This window comes from Paenibacillus sp. V4I7 (assembly GCF_030817275.1).
In the GTDB taxonomy this organism is placed as follows: Bacteria; Bacillota; Bacilli; order Paenibacillales; family NBRC-103111; genus Paenibacillus_E.
On the sequence record NZ_JAUSZD010000002.1, the window covers coordinates 7,033,070 to 7,051,285 of the forward strand.

At 45.2% G+C, this 18,216-nt stretch carries 18 protein-coding genes, 2 pseudogenes and 1 riboswitch; of the genes and pseudogenes, 3 read left to right on the forward strand and 17 right to left on the reverse strand.

Going from position 1 to position 18,216, the window contains the following annotated elements:
* Nucleotides 1-132 precede the first annotated feature (132 nt).
* The 11 genes and pseudogenes from glmU to QFZ80_RS32975 form a co-directional block, all read right to left on the reverse strand.
* Nucleotides 133-1,536 carry a bifunctional UDP-N-acetylglucosamine diphosphorylase/glucosamine-1-phosphate N-acetyltransferase GlmU gene (glmU, locus tag QFZ80_RS32920; RefSeq protein ID WP_307551286.1) on the reverse strand — a complete coding sequence of 468 codons (1,404 nt, stop codon included), beginning with the start codon at nucleotides 1,534-1,536 and terminating at the stop codon, nucleotides 133-135.
* Between the two features lie 131 nt (nucleotides 1,537-1,667).
* Entirely contained in the window at nucleotides 1,668-1,952 is a 285-nt protein-coding gene (gene spoVG / locus QFZ80_RS32925; RefSeq protein WP_028557369.1) for a septation regulator SpoVG, read from the reverse strand.
* Between the two features lie 118 nt (nucleotides 1,953-2,070).
* On the reverse strand, nucleotides 2,071-2,454 hold the full coding sequence (locus tag QFZ80_RS32930; protein WP_307551283.1) for a RidA family protein: 384 nt from the start codon (nucleotides 2,452-2,454) through the stop codon (nucleotides 2,071-2,073).
* A gap of 4 nt (nucleotides 2,455-2,458) precedes the next feature.
* Nucleotides 2,459-3,295 (reverse strand): pur operon repressor, encoded by an 837-nt coding sequence (purR, locus tag QFZ80_RS32935; RefSeq protein ID WP_307551282.1) that lies wholly within the window; start codon nucleotides 3,293-3,295, stop codon nucleotides 2,459-2,461.
* Nucleotides 3,296-3,493: 198 nt separating this feature from the next.
* The gene (gene ispE / locus QFZ80_RS32940) at nucleotides 3,494-4,348 is read right to left on the reverse strand and encodes a 4-(cytidine 5'-diphospho)-2-C-methyl-D-erythritol kinase (protein WP_307551280.1); all 855 of its coding nucleotides are present in this window, start codon (nucleotides 4,346-4,348) and stop codon (nucleotides 3,494-3,496) included.
* Nucleotides 4,349-4,828: 480 nt separating this feature from the next.
* Nucleotides 4,829-4,999 (reverse strand): annotated as a pseudogene (locus QFZ80_RS32945) (small, acid-soluble spore protein, alpha/beta type); the annotation flags it as partial.
* Nucleotides 5,000-5,104: 105 nt separating this feature from the next.
* Entirely contained in the window at nucleotides 5,105-5,380 is a 276-nt protein-coding gene (gene veg, locus QFZ80_RS32950) for a biofilm formation stimulator Veg (RefSeq protein ID WP_028557365.1), read from the reverse strand.
* Nucleotides 5,381-5,676: 296 nt separating this feature from the next.
* Nucleotides 5,677-6,550, reverse strand: a pseudogene (gene yabG, locus QFZ80_RS32955) (sporulation peptidase YabG).
* A gap of 56 nt (nucleotides 6,551-6,606) precedes the next feature.
* Nucleotides 6,607-7,515 carry a 16S rRNA (adenine(1518)-N(6)/adenine(1519)-N(6))-dimethyltransferase RsmA gene (rsmA, locus tag QFZ80_RS32965; RefSeq protein ID WP_307551277.1) on the reverse strand — a complete coding sequence of 303 codons (909 nt, stop codon included), beginning with the start codon at nucleotides 7,513-7,515 and terminating at the stop codon, nucleotides 6,607-6,609.
* 226 nt (nucleotides 7,516-7,741) lie between these two features.
* Nucleotides 7,742-8,284 carry a ribonuclease M5 gene (gene rnmV / locus QFZ80_RS32970; protein WP_307551276.1) on the reverse strand — a complete coding sequence of 181 codons (543 nt, stop codon included), beginning with the start codon at nucleotides 8,282-8,284 and terminating at the stop codon, nucleotides 7,742-7,744.
* Between the two features lie 116 nt (nucleotides 8,285-8,400).
* Nucleotides 8,401-9,540: a resuscitation-promoting factor gene (locus QFZ80_RS32975; protein ID WP_307562941.1), complete on the reverse strand. Its 1,140-nt coding sequence runs from the start codon at nucleotides 9,538-9,540 to the stop codon at nucleotides 8,401-8,403.
* A gap of 293 nt (nucleotides 9,541-9,833) precedes the next feature.
* Nucleotides 9,834-10,019: riboswitch (cyclic di-AMP (ydaO/yuaA leader) on the reverse strand.
* Nucleotides 10,020-10,301: 282 nt separating this feature from the next.
* Here QFZ80_RS32975 and QFZ80_RS32980 point away from each other — a divergent pair.
* Both QFZ80_RS32980 and QFZ80_RS32985 read left to right on the forward strand, forming a co-directional pair.
* Entirely contained in the window at nucleotides 10,302-11,045 is a 744-nt protein-coding gene (locus tag QFZ80_RS32980; RefSeq protein ID WP_057303813.1) for an ABC transporter ATP-binding protein, read from the forward strand.
* Nucleotides 11,042-12,274, forward strand: a complete 1,233-nt coding sequence (locus QFZ80_RS32985) for an ABC transporter permease (protein WP_307562944.1) — start codon at nucleotides 11,042-11,044, stop codon at nucleotides 12,272-12,274. Before QFZ80_RS32980 ends, QFZ80_RS32985 begins: the two co-directional genes overlap by 4 nt.
* Here QFZ80_RS32985 and QFZ80_RS32990 read toward each other — a convergent pair.
* Nucleotides 12,260-13,027: a TatD family hydrolase gene (locus QFZ80_RS32990; protein ID WP_307551268.1), complete on the reverse strand. Its 768-nt coding sequence runs from the start codon at nucleotides 13,025-13,027 to the stop codon at nucleotides 12,260-12,262. The genes QFZ80_RS32985 and QFZ80_RS32990 overlap by 15 nt on opposite strands.
* A gap of 56 nt (nucleotides 13,028-13,083) precedes the next feature.
* On the reverse strand, nucleotides 13,084-14,361 hold the full coding sequence (locus QFZ80_RS32995; protein WP_307562946.1) for an HD domain-containing protein: 1,278 nt from the start codon (nucleotides 14,359-14,361) through the stop codon (nucleotides 13,084-13,086).
* Between the two features lie 371 nt (nucleotides 14,362-14,732).
* Here QFZ80_RS32995 and QFZ80_RS33000 point away from each other — a divergent pair, with 371 nt between their 5' ends.
* Nucleotides 14,733-14,987, forward strand: coding sequence for an AbrB/MazE/SpoVT family DNA-binding domain-containing protein (locus QFZ80_RS33000; RefSeq protein ID WP_028557356.1), 255 nt, complete (start codon nucleotides 14,733-14,735; stop codon nucleotides 14,985-14,987).
* Nucleotides 14,988-15,156: 169 nt separating this feature from the next.
* Here QFZ80_RS33000 and rsmI read toward each other — a convergent pair whose 3' ends face one another.
* The 4 genes from rsmI to QFZ80_RS33020 form a co-directional block, all read right to left on the reverse strand.
* Nucleotides 15,157-16,044: a 16S rRNA (cytidine(1402)-2'-O)-methyltransferase gene (gene rsmI / locus QFZ80_RS33005; protein ID WP_307562949.1), complete on the reverse strand. Its 888-nt coding sequence runs from the start codon at nucleotides 16,042-16,044 to the stop codon at nucleotides 15,157-15,159.
* 124 nt (nucleotides 16,045-16,168) lie between these two features.
* A complete protein-coding gene (locus tag QFZ80_RS33010; RefSeq protein ID WP_307562951.1) occupies nucleotides 16,169-16,930 on the reverse strand; it encodes a tRNA1(Val) (adenine(37)-N6)-methyltransferase in 762 nt (253 codons plus the stop codon).
* 81 nt (nucleotides 16,931-17,011) lie between these two features.
* The gene (gene yabA / locus QFZ80_RS33015; RefSeq protein ID WP_029198494.1) at nucleotides 17,012-17,353 is read right to left on the reverse strand and encodes a DNA replication initiation control protein YabA; all 342 of its coding nucleotides are present in this window, start codon (nucleotides 17,351-17,353) and stop codon (nucleotides 17,012-17,014) included.
* Between the two features lie 59 nt (nucleotides 17,354-17,412).
* Entirely contained in the window at nucleotides 17,413-18,216 is an 804-nt protein-coding gene (locus tag QFZ80_RS33020) for a PSP1 domain-containing protein (RefSeq protein WP_307551260.1), read from the reverse strand.

Below are 18,216 nucleotides of genomic sequence, written 5' to 3' on the forward strand. Positions count from 1 at the left end.
GTTTTGCTCAGCACGCTCGATTAATAAGCAATGCCAAGTAGGTAACAGCTAATTCATAGCCTACCCAACCTCAAGAAGTTCCATCCAATTCCATCCTCACAAAGTGAGATTTACCGTTTCTAGTCCGTGAATTTACTCTTTGTTCTGTTTATTTTCCTTCTTCGCTTTTGCTCGCGATCTAATTTTATCCGCATAGCCAGGCTTGTTGGATTGTCTCTCACGGGCAATAGCTAGATCCCCATCATCAACGGAATGTGTAATCGTAGAACCTGCAACAACATAAGCGCCCTTGCCAATTTTCACAGGAGCAATCAAATTCACATTACTGCCCACAAAAGCATCATCGCCAATTTCCGTTAAACTCTTATTGAATCCGTCATAGTTCACGGTTATGGCGCCGCAGCCGATGTTTACATTCGTTCCAACGACCGCATCCCCTACATAGCTTAAATGAGAAACTTTCGACCCCTCACCAAGCGTCGCGTTCTTAATCTCAACAAAGTCGCCAATTTTCACTTGCTTCCCAATATTAGCGCCAGGTCTCAAATAAGCAAACGGCCCCACACTAGCCTCATTATCCACATAGGCATCCTGAAGGACGGATTGTTTAATCGTAACCTCATCCCTAATCGTCGAGTCGATAATTTCCGTTTGCGGTCCAATGGTGCATTGTTCCCCAATAACGGTGCGCCCCCGCAAAATAGTACCCGGCAGCAGTACGGTATCCATACCGATGGTAACATCTTTTTCAATATACGTATTAGACGGATCTATAATCGTAACCCCGTTCAGCATGTGCCCACGGTTAATACGCGCTTTAAACAATCGCTCTGCTTCAGCCAGTGCCACGCGATCGTTCACACCGATCGACTCTGCGCTGTCCTCCATGCAGTAGCCTTGAACAACTTCTCCACCACTTGTCATAATCCCAATGACATCCGTCAAATAGTATTCATTTTGCGTATTATTGTTCGTAACCGATGCTAGGGCCTTGAATAGTTTTTGATTATCGAAAATATAAGTGCCTGTGTTGATCTCTTGAACAGCTGCCTCTTCACTGCTGCAGTCCTTCTGCTCAACAATCCTTGCTACTCGGCCGTCTTCACCGCGAATAATACGTCCATATCCATGCGGTTCATCGAGTTTGGCTGTCAGAATTGTCGCAGACGCTCCAGACCGTTCATGCAGCTCAATGGTGCTCATCAAGGTGGCTTCCGAAATCAGCGGTGTATCGCCGCAAATGACAACGGTCATCCCTTCCTCTTCGCCAAGAGCATCCTTCGCTTGAAGAACTGCATGCCCTGTTCCCAACTGTTGTTCCTGTAAAGCGTACTCCACTCGATCTCCCAGATGTCCCTTTACGGCTTCCGCCCCGAATCCAACAATGACGAGTGTCTTTGTTACTTCTATATGCTGCAGCGTGTCTACAACGTGTTCCACCATTGGCTTACCTACAACCGGATGAAGCACCTTGTACAGCTTCGATTTCATGCGTTTTCCTTGTCCTGCGGCTAGTACAATCCCCATGAGTTTCAACTAACATCCAACCCCTTTAATATAAATAGTTACACACTACTATATGTATAATCGATGAGTTCTTCAACCAAATATAGCATCAATACCACCCAAAAGAAAAGAGAGCCCAAGGGCTCTCTCAATAATCTGAATTATGCGCCTTCTTCAATTACCTCTTCTTCTACAGCCGCGCGATCATATTCAGCCAATACCGCCGCTTGAATTTTCTCACGTGTTGTGGAAGAAATCGGATGAGCGATATCACGGAATTCACCATCCGGTGTTCGTTTGCTTGGCATAGCCACGAACATCCCATTATTACCGTCGATGACACGTATGTCATGAACGACGAACTCGTTGTCAATGGTAATGGAAGCAATCGCCTTCATCCTCCCCTCGGAGTTGACCCGGCGGAGTCTTACATCTGTAATTTGCACTTGTGTTCACCACCTTTTTCCATCTCTGAGACTTGGGTGTAATATTCCACATCGTCGTGCAAATTCCTTCTTCTTTTTTTGAAATTTTCGATAATTTTATACAATCTTAATGTTACTGTTAAATTTCGACAGAAATCACAGCAATTAACTCAATTTCGACAAAAACATCACGTGGTAATCTGGCCACTTCGACAGTGGATCTAGCCGGTTTATGATCTCCGAAGTACGATCCATAAATTTCATTCAGCTCTGCAAACTGATTCATATCCTTCAAAAAAACCGTTGCTTTCACAACTTGATCAAACGATGAACCTGCTGCTTCAAGCACACCCTTCAAATTCGCGAACACTTGATGGGTTTGTTCCTTGATTCCACCCTCTACAATCTGTCCATCCTGGCCAAGTGGAATTTGTCCAGAAGTAAAGAGAAGGTTACCTAGCTTTACCGCTTGCGAGTAAGGTCCGATAGCAGCTGGTGCTGCTGTTGTTGAAATAAGTTCCATCGTTTTACGATTCTCCTTTTTTACTGTCAAAATAGTTCCCAGGCTCTACGGTGATTTGTTTCGTCTTGGAATCTACGCCGTATAAACGAGCAAGCGATACGTAGTGATCAACCAAATGCTCTTCAACCTCACAAGACTCCATGAATACACCAACCCCTTGAACTGAGGCTTTGAATTCCGCTAACAAATCCATCATGCCGTGGATGGTACCGCCAACATGCATGAAATCATCAATGATAAGCACCTTTGACTCTTCTTTCAAAGCACGCCTTGCGAGTGACATCGTCTGGATCCGCTTATTGGAACCTGAAACATAGTTGATGCTAACCGCTGAACCTTCCGTCACTCGACTGTCCCTGCGGACAATCACAACAGGCAGATTCATATAAGTTGCCGTTGCATAAGCGAGTGGAATGCCTTTCGTTTCTACCGTCATAATCACATCAATATCACGACCGGCGAAAGCGGATGCAAACGTCTTGCCAATTTCATTCAAATATTGGGGCTGCCCCATAATATCTGACATATACAAATAACCGCCTGGAAGAATCCGTTCTGGCTGCTGCAGTTGTAAACAAAGGTTCTGTATAAATTTCAGTGATACTTCCTTAGGCACCTTTGGTGAAAATTTCACACCTCCGGCAGCCCCCGCAAGCGTATTCAGCTCGCCTAGTCCTTCTTCTTCAAATACTTCCTTGATGATCGCTAAATCTTCACTAATGGAGGATTTAGCAGAGTTGTAACGCTCGGCAAAAGTCGTTAAAGGGATTAACGAATGGGGGCGGAATAACAAATATTGCGTCATTTCCACCAGCCTAGCGCTCCTTTTCAACTTTTTCATCGCACTACCCCCAAAAATCCGAATATTATAATGAAAATATACCATTTTTATACGTATTTATTCAAGCTTCTCATGAAAATTATATTAACATGAACTTAACATCAATCTAACACGGCATATGGGAATGGATGGATCCATAGTTCACCCTCTATTCAATGAAAAAGAGCCCTTCGCGGGCCCTGCAACCGTCTACTTCATCTACGTCAACATCCGCACTGCGTAAACATCCTTACAAAATCCACGCAGCCCGTTATAAATCCGGGGTACCTTCGCTTCCTTGGATACGAGACCGAATACCGTCGGTCCGCTGCCCGACATCAATACACCATCCGCACCAAGCCTCTGCATGCATTCTTTGAGATGTCTCACCTCAGGATAAAGGTCCAGCGTCACTTCCTCAAGCACATTGCCGAGGCTTCCGCAAAGCTGATCGAATCGCTTCTCCCGAATCGCGTTTAGCACACCTTCCGTCGAAGGATGATTCTTAATCTCCCGAGCATTCAGCTTCCCGTAAATCTCCGATGTGGACACATTGATAGGCGGTTTCGCAAGTACGACCCAGCACTGAGGCGGCGAGACGATCGGTTCCAGCTTCTCTCCACGTCCTCTAGCGACAGCCGTCCCTCCCGTTACGCAGAAAGGTACATCCGAGCCAAGCTCCGCTCCAAGCACCTGCAGCTCTTCCATAGGGATGTTTAAGTCCCAAAGCCGATTCAAACCTCTAAGCGTCGCTGCCGCATCGCTGCTGCCCCCTGCTAGACCTGCCGCTACGGGGATCTGCTTGTCCAAATGGATGTACACGCCCTGTTTGACGTCGTATCGATCCTTGATAAGGCGTGCCGCCTGAAAGGCTAGGTTCTTCTCATCGAGCGGAATATAACCCGCCTGACTGGAAATGATGATGGTGTCCCGCGAAAGCTCCTGCATTTCGATCCGATCTGCTAGATCTACCATCGTCATGACCATCTCAACTTCATGGTAACCGTCTGATCTTTTATGTAAAACATCAAGGGATAAATTGATTTTAGCCGGTGCTTTTTCAAAAATTTTCATCAGATCACCTTCTTTTGCTCGTTTGCCGTTAAAATATTATAACAAAAGCGCAAAAAAAAAGCTAAAGCATTCGCTTTAGCTTTAGAAGGGACGCTGTTCCGCTTGCGTTGCTTGCTTCCATCCCGCAATTATTTGATTTAAACCCGCCGCATTAGGTTGTATTGGATTAGAAGGTCTATAGGTATTTACATTGGTCGTATTCGACGTGTAGGCAGCAGGTGTATAGGAAGATTGTGTTTGCTGCGTTCCACTGTATACGTTCTGATTAAAGCTCGTTTGAGGCTGTGAATAGGGTTGTTGGGAAGATACAGTTTGATAGGTGGACTGATTAAAATTCGACGGAGTGTAGCTAGACGGATTGGAAGCAGCTTGACTGTAGTTAGTTTGATTGAAGTTAGGCTGACTATAGTTAGGTTGAATGTTACTTTGCTGACTGTACGTTGATTGCGTCTGGTTGATTGTGGAAGCCGCAGGGTTATACTGTTTCACCAGCTGTTCCTGAGCAATTTGGATCGCTCTCTTCACCATGTTCCCTGCATCCTTCGTTCGGATGCCCTCCCAGCCCTCACGTTGCACCACATCATAAAACCCTAGATCCTTGGCTAATTCATATTTAAAGCTTTCTGACATGATTCCTCTTCTGCGACTCATATTTGGAACCTCCTTAGAGTTTTGCTATAGTATGCCCAACCGGATGAGGTCCATTCAAATGCAAAAACAGACCCTCTGGGTCTGCTCATATAGGAATGCATTAAGCTAATGTTGGATGTAGGTGATACGAACCTGTCCATCGTCATTACATACGGTAACTTCAACGGATTCGGTAAGGATATCGGCGTAGCTGTACGACACTCGTTTAAAGGCGTGGGATTCTTGATCTAATTTCACAATAAACACAGAAGGGTAGGTTTCTTCTAAAACACCAGAACGCTCGACAGTCTTTCGACGGCCACCATTCGCTCTTAACATGATCTTCTGCCCAACGTGGGGCTCCAAACTGCGTTTGATCTCCAACAGCGCATTTTTTGCCATTGTCAACTACCACCTCTTTCCTAGTTAATTATAACTCATTCAGACAGGCATGTCAAACGCGGTCAAATATTATATCAGCACCACATTCCTGTTGTCAACGGCATTTTTGCTGAATTTTCGAAATCCCTCTCTTACAGGTTGTCTCCAAAGTTCGCAAATTATTCACACTTTTCCACTAAAAAAAGAACACTTACCCAGTCAGCCCCCTCCAAGGAGTCGAATGATAGGTAAGTGTTGATATTGTATACCATATGTTTTGTCGATTCATGTTGTTTTTACATGTACTATAGGAATATTTAAACATGATCTTCCGTATGTTTAATACCCGGAACTCCCATGCGATAGCTACCTTTCGTCTCTACCCCACCTAATCCATCCAAACCTGTCACCGTCAAATCAACGATATCAAGCATGGATATGGTATCCTTCACGGAAGTATACGACAACTTAGCAGCGATACAAAGCGGATCTAAGGCATGAATGAGGATACGAGCAGGAGAACTCGCAAAATTAGCTCCAGCTCGCAGTAAGGCCTCAAAATGAGACTGACAAGCACCAGCCACAATAATCATGGAGTCCCGATTACGCTCATATTGCCTAGCGATCTGAACAGCATTCACGAAGTTTTGTGAATTCTTATAGCTGGTCAGATTGCTCGGACCTCCACCTTTACGTTGTTTAAGTATTCCGTCATGACCGGTAATGACAACAATGTCCGGCTTAATTTGTGGAAGCAGCCTATGAAGAGCATCCGCCATTTGTGCTTCAGGAATATAAAACCCCTCGGCAGGTACACGCAATTCTCCATAGATCTGCATACTTTTACGTAAGTAAGTAGGATCGCCGTCTAAGTGCAGCACTTTGCCAGGCACTTCGAAGTAGGTTTTATTGGTATTTTGTTTATGGTTTATAGAGAGTTGGTTCTTCTCCTGCAGCTGCACCTGGGATACCGCCAGACGCCGGAGTGATTCCCGAAATTCGGGGTGAACTCGATCGCGGATGATCCATAACATCTGTCGGATTTGAAATGGTTAAATCAACTAACGGCGCATCCGCAAGCAGCCTATAATCTACCCCTCGCAGGATAGCCTTCAGCTGCTCTATGCGCTCAATCTTAAACATGACGTCTCCGCCATAGGATTTACGGGTTACAAAGTCTCCTTGCCTCATCGCACAAATCCCCTCCTATGGGGTATCCTATGGCGAGACTAGGCATTTGGTGCGGGTTATTTGCAGCCGTGCGCGCGAAGAGCAGACGACAAGCGCGCGAACTCTTCCATACTGAGCGTTTCGCCGCGACGCGAAGGCTCTATGTTAATGCTGAGCAGCAGCGCTTCCAGCTCAGGCTTGTTTTCCTTAGTGAAGAACCGCGCAGCTAGGTTATTGTAAAGGGTTTTGCGCCGCTGGACGAAGGACGCCCCAACGACGGCGAAGAAGAAGTCCACGTCCGCCACCTCGACCGGCGGGGTTTTGCGCACACGCAGCCGGATCACGGCGGAGTCGACATTCGGCTGCGGCACGAAGACGGTGCGCGGTACGATCGTGACAAGCTCCGGCTCGCAGTGGAACTGCACGGCAATGCTGAGGCTGCCGTAATCTTTGGTGCCCGGGCGAGCCGCCATGCGGTCGGCCACCTCTTTTTGAATCATCACGACGATATTCTCCAAGGGAAGCTTCTCTTCGAGAAGCTTCATGATGATCGGCGTCGTGATGTAGTAGGGCAGGTTGGCGACGACACTGACGCCGTCCATGCCCTCGAAGTGCTGCCGGAATAGTTCTGGCAGGTCAGTCTTCAAGATGTCCCCATGGACGACAGTAGCGTGGGGATAAGGCTCTAGCGTCTCGTCCAGGATGGGCAGCAGACGCTGATCGATCTCGACGGCCAAGACGCGGCCAGCGAGCTTGGCCAACTGCTGCGTGAGCGCCCCAATGCCAGGGCCGATCTCAAGCACAGCCTTGTTCGGCCCGAGCTCTGCCGCCATGACAATCTTGCTTAGGATATTTTGGTCAATCAGAAAGTTCTGACCCAAGCTCTTCTTGAGCACCAGACCATTTCTCTTAATAATTTGTTTCGTTTTACTCGGTGTAGCCACGTCATCGGCTGTTACAATCACTTCATTGTTGGGTACATTCATGATATAGACCTCATTATCTATAGGTTCTGGATTTCACATTCTTCATTATCATTCAATTACTTAATAAACTCTGCCCAAATCTCATGCAATTTATTTCTACATGCATAGTCATGTAAGCTCATGAGAGCTTGCTGAATGAATACATATTTTCAGTTGGAAGTTGTTGCAAGAAGTGCAACAATTGCTGCTCAATTCCCGTCTGTACGAATAGAGAAAAATAGCCATTCTACTTATCAGCTTCCAAATGCTCCAAAGCCGCCTCAAATTCCTCACGAGAGATTTGAAACATCGCACAGCGCTTATAAAACTGCTTGCCATTGCAATAGCCAATCCCTAACGCTTTACCCACAATCAGCCGGCGAGAAGCCGCCTCAACATGAACAATCAACCCTGCGGCCATAAGATCCTCCATGGTCAGCTGTGAAACCGCACCATCATATTCCGTGCGAAGGCTCTGAAGAGCCTGACGGATCGTCTCAGGCGTCGCATTCTCGACGCCAATATCACCCTTATACTCCGCCTGCTCCTGCGTAATGAAGGCATGCTTGCAGCCAGGCACCTTGGCTGCTACAATCTTCCGAATCCGTTCACCTGCGTGATCTGGATCCGTGAATATAATAACGCCTCTGCGCTGCTGCGCAAGTGCAATACGCTTTAGCACCGCTTGTCCGATCGCAGAGCCGCCTGTTTCAATCGTATCCGCCTCTACCGCTCGGCGAATAGCAGCTGTATCGTCTTTGCCTTCGACGACAATCACTTCTTTTATCATAAGCGGTTCCCTTCCCAGTACGCAGAAAAAGAAGAGGGGTCCCCTCTTCTTTCGCCCAGGTCGTCACCTGGCAACGTATATATGACATTCTTCCCTCTGAAACAGACGTTTACACGTTAATTTTCAGACGGCTTTTTCGGTCCTACCACATACACGGTGTACCCTTGCTTCGTCCCGAATTTATTGGCATAACCATGATCTTCAAAGTAGACATCAATCATTTGACCTTTCACACCGCTGCCAATATCTTCAGCACGGCGGAAGCCAATGCCCTCGATGAATACCCACCATCCGAGCGGGATGACTTTTGGATCAACAGCAATCGTTCTGCCTTCTGACACCGTAGTCCCTGTATAGGTTTTACCGTAACCAGGTGATCCTTCGGATTTACCTGTGGATGCAACGCCTGCTGAATACGCAGTTAACTTCACATTCTTCAGGATTTGTTTATAACCAAAGGTAACACCGTTCTTCGAAACCTCATCCACACTAGGTGATGAAGACGAGAGAACAACCACAGGGTTTTTCGTACCTACGGACACAACTTTATTAATACTTTCTGTTTGTACTTCTTCACCCACAACTGCTTCCGCGACTAAAACACCATCTTCGAAAGTCTTTTCTTTCTTCTTCAAGAGTACGCCCTCTTTACCTTCTTGGACGACTTGCTCTTTGCCTTTGAGTAGCGATGCGTCGCTCTTCTTTTCCGTATCGAACGCAATCGGCTCAGTTACTTCCTCCGTCTCTTTTTTTACACGAACGATTTTGATTTCATCGCCCGAGCTCAGAGAGGCTGTCGGTTCGGGAGTTAAACGATCGTGCTCCCCAAGTGCAATATGTAAACGTTGCAATGCACTTTCTACCGTTCTTGCAGTTGTGTAAACAGTGGTGGTCTTTCCATCAGCAGTCAATTGAATCGGTGAGGCATGTTCGATGACAATTTTGTCTCCACCCTTGATTGTTGTCGTTGGCGCAGTAGAAATTTCATCGTGTTCACCAATCTTTATGGCTTGTTCATCCAGTAGGCGTTGCAGGACCCATTGCTTCGTATGCACAACGGTTTCTTGTCCATTCACAACCACGGATACGCTCTTGGTAGCCGTACCGTACAACAACACCAAAAACATGAAAGTCATTGCGATTGAAATTATGGCTAAGCTTAAAATCAAACGCAAGTTTTCATGCTTCCATCGCAATGCGAAGGACATGCTGGATGATCGTTTTACATGGGTCTCGCTAATAGAGATACTGCCCACTTCTTCGGTCCTCCTTCAAAGCCTCGCCGCCAGGTTACAGCATGATTAGATTTGACGCGACTAAGGTTTTTTAGTTTAACTTAACGTGTTCGCCATCAGCAGTACGGTGCTAAACCGCTGCCTTCTGGTCGTCCCACACCAGTTTGCCTATTCAACATTCATATGAATTCCGGGCAAATATTAGTCGTCCGAAATGTGTATAGCCCTTTATGAAGACAAAAAGCCAGCAAGAAGAGGACTCTTCTCGCTGGCTTAGTTTGTATAGTAAAATACACAAATAGCACGCACGACAATCGTTACCTCTCTTACGCTTACGAGGTTAGCTGACGGATTCGGACGTGAGAGTCGCCCTACTAAGAGCATACGAAGTATACTCAAAGATTCACCCCTGTTACTCACTCTGTTCACTCAAGAAGCACGCTTCTTCAGCTTACAGTGGTTCCCCCGTTCCCATAAATGGAACTCAGCGAATGGAAAAATGGCAAATTGGTTATTAAGTTATTATGAAAAGTATATTACGCTGTTAATCTTAACCTGTAAAGGGATTAACACCTACTAAAAAGGGCTAAATCGACTAAAATTCGCTTAAATGAACAATTAAATAGCTCTATTTCTACTTATATCTCACTTTAACGTACGTATACTAACTCTTTTCAACTTTTCACCCCAAAACTAGGCTTAAATTACAAATTTGTTTATAATGTTCGTATAGGAAAGTGATTCATAAATACCAATAATTTGCTAATCAGGGAGGCAATGAGATGGGCTCCATTCTACAAGTTGACTCTTTATATGGGGGATATTTACCAAAAAAACCCGTTCTTCATGACCTAACCTTTTCTATCCGTCAAGGTGAAATGATGGGTCTGATCGGACTTAATGGCGCGGGTAAAAGTACGACGATCAAAAACATTCTCGGCCTTCTTCAACCGCAAAAAGGATCCATTCGAATTAACGGTCTGACTTTAGCTGAAAATCCTTTGTCCTATCGTGCTACATACGCTTATGTACCCGAAAGCCCCGAGCTCTACGAAGAGCTTACGATCCGCGAACACCTTGAGCTAACCGCTATGGCCTACGGCTTGTCGAAGGACGACTATTTGGCTCGATCCAGCTCCCTTTTGGAGCAGTTTCAAATGAAGGACAAGCTGAACAGCTTCGCCAGTCATTTATCCAAAGGAATGAAACAGAAAGTCATGATTATGAACGCATTTCTGATCGAACCCTCGTTATATATTATCGATGAACCCTTTCTCGGCCTCGACCCATTAGCGATCCGTTCATTACTCGAATTAATGGTGAAAATGAAACATAAAGGAGCATCATTCCTCATCTCATCGCATATTTTGTCAACCATTGAAAAATATTGCGATAATTACGTTGTCCTTCATCGAGGTCGTATGGTTGCTCAGGGTGATTTAGTCGAATTACGCGGGCAAACCGAACTCCCTGGAGCGTCACTAGACGACATTTTCTATAAGCTTGTACAAGGGGACTCTTTATGAGCAATATGGATATCAACACCCGTGCCTTATGGCAGCAAAGATTCGAACATTATATGAAGGAATCCATGGGCTATTGGCAATACGCAGCGCGTAGTAATTTCATCGGTCTCGTGTTATTTCTTGTCATCATTTCTTCCTATTATTATGCAAAAATACTACAGCGTCTTCCGACAGATTATCCCTATCTGTGGATCGTGCTTTTGCTGCTCGTTCCTCTGCTATCTTCAAGCCCTATTCGTACCTTGGTAAGGAAAGCAGACCGCATGTTTTTGTTACGGATCGAACATCAAATGGGCGCTTATTTCCGAAGTGGATTCATGTACAGTTTGACACTGCAAGCTTTTTGGACATTTATCGCCTGGGTGATTTTATGGCCGCTTTATCACCACTGCCTCGGCGCTTCAGAGCAGCATTTCTTACTGATGCTCGCACTACTTCTTCTATTAAAGATAGCTAATTTATTAGCGAGTTGGCAGGAAAGTCGCTTTGCCCATGAGCGCACCAGATTAGCTTCGGTTAGCTTTCGATGGATTGCAACAACCGCTCTCATTTCACTGCAATTTCTAACCAGCATTTTATGGGCAAGTTGCGCTGCGCTGCTTCTTATTTTCTTATGGATAGCAGCCGTTTATTTTGTATCTAAATACGTCATCGGTTGGGACTACTTGATCACCAAGGAAAATCAGCAGCAAGCTCGGCTTTATGCCTTTTTCAGCTGGTTCGTCGATGTGCCTCAAATGGGAACGCGAATAGCCCGCCGAAGTTGGATCAGCGGGCTGACACGGTTCATACCTTTTAGACAAGATGCAACCTTTTTGTACCTATATATGAAGACATTGCTGCGTACGGAGCTGTTCGCGATCGTACTGCGTATCACCTTGTTAGGGGTACTAGCTATAGCCGTTTCAAGCAGCGGTACTGCAAGGAGTTTAATCTTCATGATTTCTCTTCTAATTTCCCTTGTTCAGTTATCGTCTCTCGAGCGCGCCCATCGCTATACGTTCTGGCTGGAGATGTACCCGCTCAATCAGAATTCAAAAGCCGGTTCGCTGGCCTTTATTATTTGGTCTGTCTTGCTTCTAGAGCTATGTATCTTGACAATTCCTCTTATGATTCGCTCTTCACCAATCTATCTACTCGTTCCACTAATCAGTCTCATCTTCATCTCTTTCAGCTGCGGCATTGTGCTTCGTCGCAAGTTCGAGAAAAACGCTTTACTTGAGACCTAACAATCGAATGGCATTGTTCGTTGTTATTTCCGCTATTTCCTCCAAAGTCAACCCCCGAATTTCCGCGGCTGTCTCAGCTACCAAGCGAACATAGCCGGTTTCATTGCGCTTGCCGCGGAAAGGATGGGGGGTCAGGTAGGGAGCATCGGTCTCAATTAATAAACGATCTAACGGAACTTTCGCCAGCACTTCCTTCGGTTGCTTAGCGTTCTTAAACGTAACTGGACCTCCAAAAGAAATATGAAAATTCATATCCAGACACTGCTTCGCCGTCTCCCAGCTTCCTGAAAAGCAGTGCATGATTCCCCCCACTTCCTCGGCCTTCTCTTCTTTTAAAATATGCAAAATATCTTGATGGGCATCTCGATTATGTATGACAATGGGCATCCCCAATTTACGCGCTAGACGAATTTGCTCCCGAAATACCCGCTGCTGTACATCCTTCGGCGACTTATCCCAGTAGTAATCTAGTCCAATTTCTCCGATGGCAACAACTTTCTCATGCTTGCACAACTCTTCAATCCATTCCAAGTCCCCAGGCATCATATCAATAGCATCAACAGGATGCCACCCTACCGTAGAATAGATGAAATCGTACCTCTCAGCGAGGGCAATCGAACTGGGTATGGTCTCCCGGTTGAAGCCTACATTTACTATTCTTGTCACCCCGGCGTCCAGCGCTCGTTCTATCACTTCATCTTGATCTTCATTAAATTGTTCAGCATTTAAATGTGTGTGTGAATCCGTTAGCATTTATGTTCTCCCTTAAATTGAAATATTCTATTGCACTTATTTTCTAGCTTATCTTGTTAATCTTGCTCACCTAGCAGTGCCCATAAATCAGGATAATTGGTTGCGTTCAAGCGTTCCAACAGCTCTTCTGGATAATAAACATGATGCTTACCCATTTGGAATCCGCTGATGGACTGCACAATCTCAGATCGATGAGTAATTTCCGTTAATGTCTCCTTATGATCCAGCAGAAAAATTGGCAAATTGTCATCTGTTTCACCCGGTCTGTACACGTCATAGGATTGATTCGATGGAAAATCAATTTCCATGTAATAGGTAGGGTCGAATCCGACCTCAGCCATCACTTTTTCCATCAGCTTAATCTGACGTTGACTAGATTCATCAAAGGTGCTGTATTTGTACAACTTACGGTCCAAAAACCGTTTACACATATCGCCTAAAATAGGATCTTTCTCATTACTCCAGAAAGCTAGCATCGTCTGCATAACAGACTCATCCAATAGTAAATAATCTTCCAACGTAATTTTATTCTGAATCAGATGCAAAATAGGCTCAACCATAAATCCAAACGAATAATTTTCTTCGTATAAATGTTTAGCACGCGCAAAAATCTTGTGCAGCAAAATTTCCGCACTGCGTGTCACAGGATGGAAATATACCTGCCAGTACATTTGATAACGGGACATTAAATAGTCTTCTACAGCATGCATGCCGCTTTCCTTAACAACAATGTGCCCCTTATAGGGCCTAATAACACGAAGTATTCGCTCCAGATCGAATGTGCCGTAATTTACACCAGTGAAATAGGCGTCACGCAGCAAATAATCCATACGATCTGCATCCAACTGACTCGATACAAGACTAACCACAATTTCTTCACTATACGATTTACAAATAACGCCCGCCACTTTTTTCGGAAAATCAGGTGACACTCGACTGAGGACTTTGTTCACATCGGTATCTCCAAGGACAATTCTGCACGACCAATCTTCATGTCTCGTTCCAAAAGCTTTTTCAATGGAATGCGAGAAGGGTCCGTGACCAAGATCATGTAGCAATGCCGCACAAAGGCAGAGTAAACGTTCCTCTTGTGGCCAATCCTCATAGTGATTGCGTTCGAATTGTGAAATGATTTTCCGAGTGATTTCATACACACCGAGTGAATGAGAGAATCTACTATGCTCAGCACCATGAAAAGTTAAATAAGAGGTGCCTAATTGCCTTATGCGGCGCAATCTCTGAAACTCTCGCGTATTAATTAAATCCCAAATCGTATTGTCCTGCACATAAATATATTTATGAACCGGATCTTTAAAAACCTTCTCTTCCTTCATCCATTCACAACCTCTCTCTTTAGCAAATTTAAATTATTTCGACAGTTCTCTTCGTTACTTCGACACGTTTGTCGCATTATGTCGAATTGCAAATTCCAATTTATCAGTCTTACTAGGCTAACCTTTATCTTCGTAATTTTAAACTTTTTTAGGAAGACACACGTAATATATTCCTTACATCTCCTTATTCTGCTTGGTTTTTCTGATATTTTAAACAGAAACTACATTTAAATTTTTTTTGAATAACTTACTTTAATAGTCGAAAATATGGTTGACTATTTTGGGAATCGTTGGTATCATAAAGCAAGAAGATATGTCGAAACATGACGATATTGATAAATTTTTGATAAAATCGAAAGGGGTTTATATATATGATGAAATCTACGGGAATTGTAAGAAAAGTTGACGAATTGGGTCGCGTTGTTATTCCAATCGAGTTGCGCCGCACATTGGGTATTGGTGAAAAAGACGCTTTGGAGATTTATGTAGATGGCGAGCGCATCATGTTGAAGAAATATGAGCCTGCTTGTATCTTCTGTGGTAATGCTGAAAACGTATCTTACTTCAAAGGAAAAATTGTTTGTCATATTTGTTTAGCAGAAATGCCAACACCTGTGACAAAATAAGAAAAGTAGTATATAATAGAAGTAGCACTTATCCTATTGGTAATTCTAACCTTTTTCATATCTCCTTTAATCTCTAATTTGTTGGCTTCGGCCACGAATTAGAGATCTTTTTTTGTCCGGAGAATGATATAACGGAGAGTGTGGCGGGAACGCTGCACTTCCCGCGGCTTTAGCGCTCGAGCAGTGCATTGTAAACATCGCGCTTGGAAAGCCCACGATCGCTCGCGACCAACTTCAGTGCATCCTTACGATCACTTCCGCTTTGCTCGTAGTGCTCAACATGCTCCCCTAGCGTCATCGCCTCCCACCAGCCATCAGCTGCTTCGCGGACTGCCTTCTCCGAGGCGCCTTCGGCGATCACGCAGTACTCGCCCTGAGGCGGGTACTGCTCTAAGTGCGCGAGGCACTCTGCGATAGTACCCCGCAGGAACTCCTCGTACCGCTTCGTCAGCTCGCGGGCGAGACATACCCGGCGCTCCACCCCCCACACTTCCGCCATGCGGGTAAGTGTTTTCTCTACACGGTGCGGCGATTCATAGAACAGCAGCGTATCCTGCGCATGCTGCAGCCCTTCAAGCACCTTCGTCTGATCCTTTTTCTCCCGGGGGAGAAACCCGACGAAGGCGAAACGCTCTGTCGGCAAGCCTGATGCAATCAGCGCCGACAGGGCCGCATTCGCGCCGGGGATAGGCACCACCGGCACGCTCTGCTCTACGGCCATCCTCACCAGGTCATAACCTGGATCGGAGATGGCCGGCAGCCCTGCATCGCTGACTAGCGCGATGCTCTGCCCTTCAAGCAGCAAGCGGACGAGTTCGGGTCCGCTTGCTTGCTTGTTGTGTTCGTGATAGCTGACGAGTCGCGTAGCGACCTCGAAGTGCGTCAGCAGTTTGCGTGTTTGCCGCGTGTCCTCAGCGGCAATCATGCTCACTTCCTTCAGGGTGCGAATCGCACGGAAGGTCATATCTTCTAGGTTGCCTATCGGTGTGGCAACCAGGTATAGCGTGCCAACGCCGCTTCCATCCTCGCGATAGCTCTTTTGCACATTCAAGCTCACTGTTAGTTCCCTCTTCACTTTTTATGATTATCTTACGAAGTTACGATAATTAAATAATACTTACGCATATGTTGTTATTTTTTTCTACGAAAATTCTAAGATTATGCTTACGTAGCTAGATTTCTTACGAAAACTCTAAGGAGCTTCTGCCCCCGTAGTAAATTTCTTTCAGTTCTTTACTGTACTCTTGATTCTCATCATAAACAATAAGCGGCGGTAAGGTACGGATCTCTGGCTTTCCATCCTTCATTCCCTCGATCAACACCATCATTGCTTCTTCCCCAGCACGTGCGTGCACATAGCGAATGCGTTTCGGTTCAAGACGATATTGCCTCATTAAGCAGCAGATATCGATTAAACGCGTAGCCCTGTGGACCATCGCCACCTTACCGCCAGCCTTCACCAGCTTTGCGCTCGCCGCAATGACATCTTCCAAGTTGCAATATATTTCATGACGAGCCGCAGCGAAATGCTCATTGGCGTTCTGCTCACCGTTAGGCACAGGCAGATAGGGAGGGTTCACCGTTACGGCATCAAATTGGCCATGACCTAAGGTTTCGTGAATGTTCTTCAGATCCCCCTGGAGCATATGTAACTGGTCCTCTAATCCATTAATCTCTGCATTGCGAACCGCCATATCCGCGAGCCGCTCTTGAATTTCAACACCCCAAATCTCAGCGCGTGTCCGCGTTGTTAAGAGCAGGGGGACGACCCCATTGCCAGTACATAAATCAATCATGCGCCCCTTGGGAGCCACACTGCAGAACCGGCCTAGCAGGACGGCATCTAGTGAAAAGCTGAACACTTCATCACTTTGAATTATTTTCAAATCATACGTCAATAAATCATCAATTCGTTCGGTAGGTCGTAACTGTACTTGCTTCATACGTATTCTCCGTCATTTCCTTTCGGGTCTGCTTATTATGGAAAAAAACCGTAAGGCATACACCCCTACGGTCAAAATCACTTATTTATTTAAAAAGGATAAGCAAAACAAACAATCTCCCTCGGTCCGAAGGTGTCCATAATATACATTGCAAATATGAAAACCTTCATTATACAAGCGAGTCAAATTATCATAACCTGCTCCAGGTAACGGAAGTGGTTCCTCCGCCTCTCCTACAGGCTGCTCGACAATTGTTTCCTCTTGTCGGATCAGTTTGCGGAGCTGCTGATTTTCTATGCTTAATCTCTTATTTTCTTCGATGAGGTTAATAATTTGTTTCTTTAAGGCACCCAACTCGGCATAAGTGGCACCCATTCGTTCTTCGATCCCATCTATTTGTCCAAAAATATCTTGTTTATCCACGCTTTCACCTCTAGTGCCATGCATGCTTACTGGCCAGCGCCTCCTTGGATACTATGCCTCTACTCTTGTTCAACTACATCATCGAAAGGTAAATCAAGTGCTTTACCAAGGTCAAACAATTGAACCTTAGCTGTACGTTCTTTGATATTCAATCCAAGTACTTTACCATTCCCAAAAGAAGTGATTACTTGTCTACCTACAGTTGGCAGTGAATCCTTCGCGCTCTCGTAGTTATCATGTTCATATTTCAAACAACACATTAACCGTCCGCATAATCCCGAAATTTTCGTTGGGTTAAGTGACAAGTTCTGGTCTTTCGCCATCTTAATGGATACGGGTTCGAAATCACCTAAGAACGAGGAACAGCATAGAATTCGCCCACACGGACCTATACCTCCAAGCATCTTCGCTTCATCCCGTACGCCAATTTGACGCAGTTCAATTCTGGTCCGGAAAATACTCGCCAAATCCTTCACGAGTTCGCGGAAATCAACGCGCCCTTCAGCCGTAAAATAAAAAATAATTTTATTACGATCAAAGGTATACTCTACGTCTACGAGCTTCATCTTAAGACTATGGTCTTTAATTTTCTCGTGACACGTTTGGAACGCATCTTTGGCTGCTTTCTTATTTTCTTCAACTAAATCAGCATCTGAGTCATCCGCAATGCGAATCACCTTTTTGAGAGGAAGAACGACGTCATTTTCTTTGACAATCTTCTTTCCAACGACAACCTTGCCGTATTCAACTCCGCGAGCGGTTTCAACAATTACGGCACTTTCTTTCTCAATTGGCAAATCAATCGGATCAAAATAATATATTTTACCCGCTTTCTTGAAGCGGACACCAACTACCGAATACAT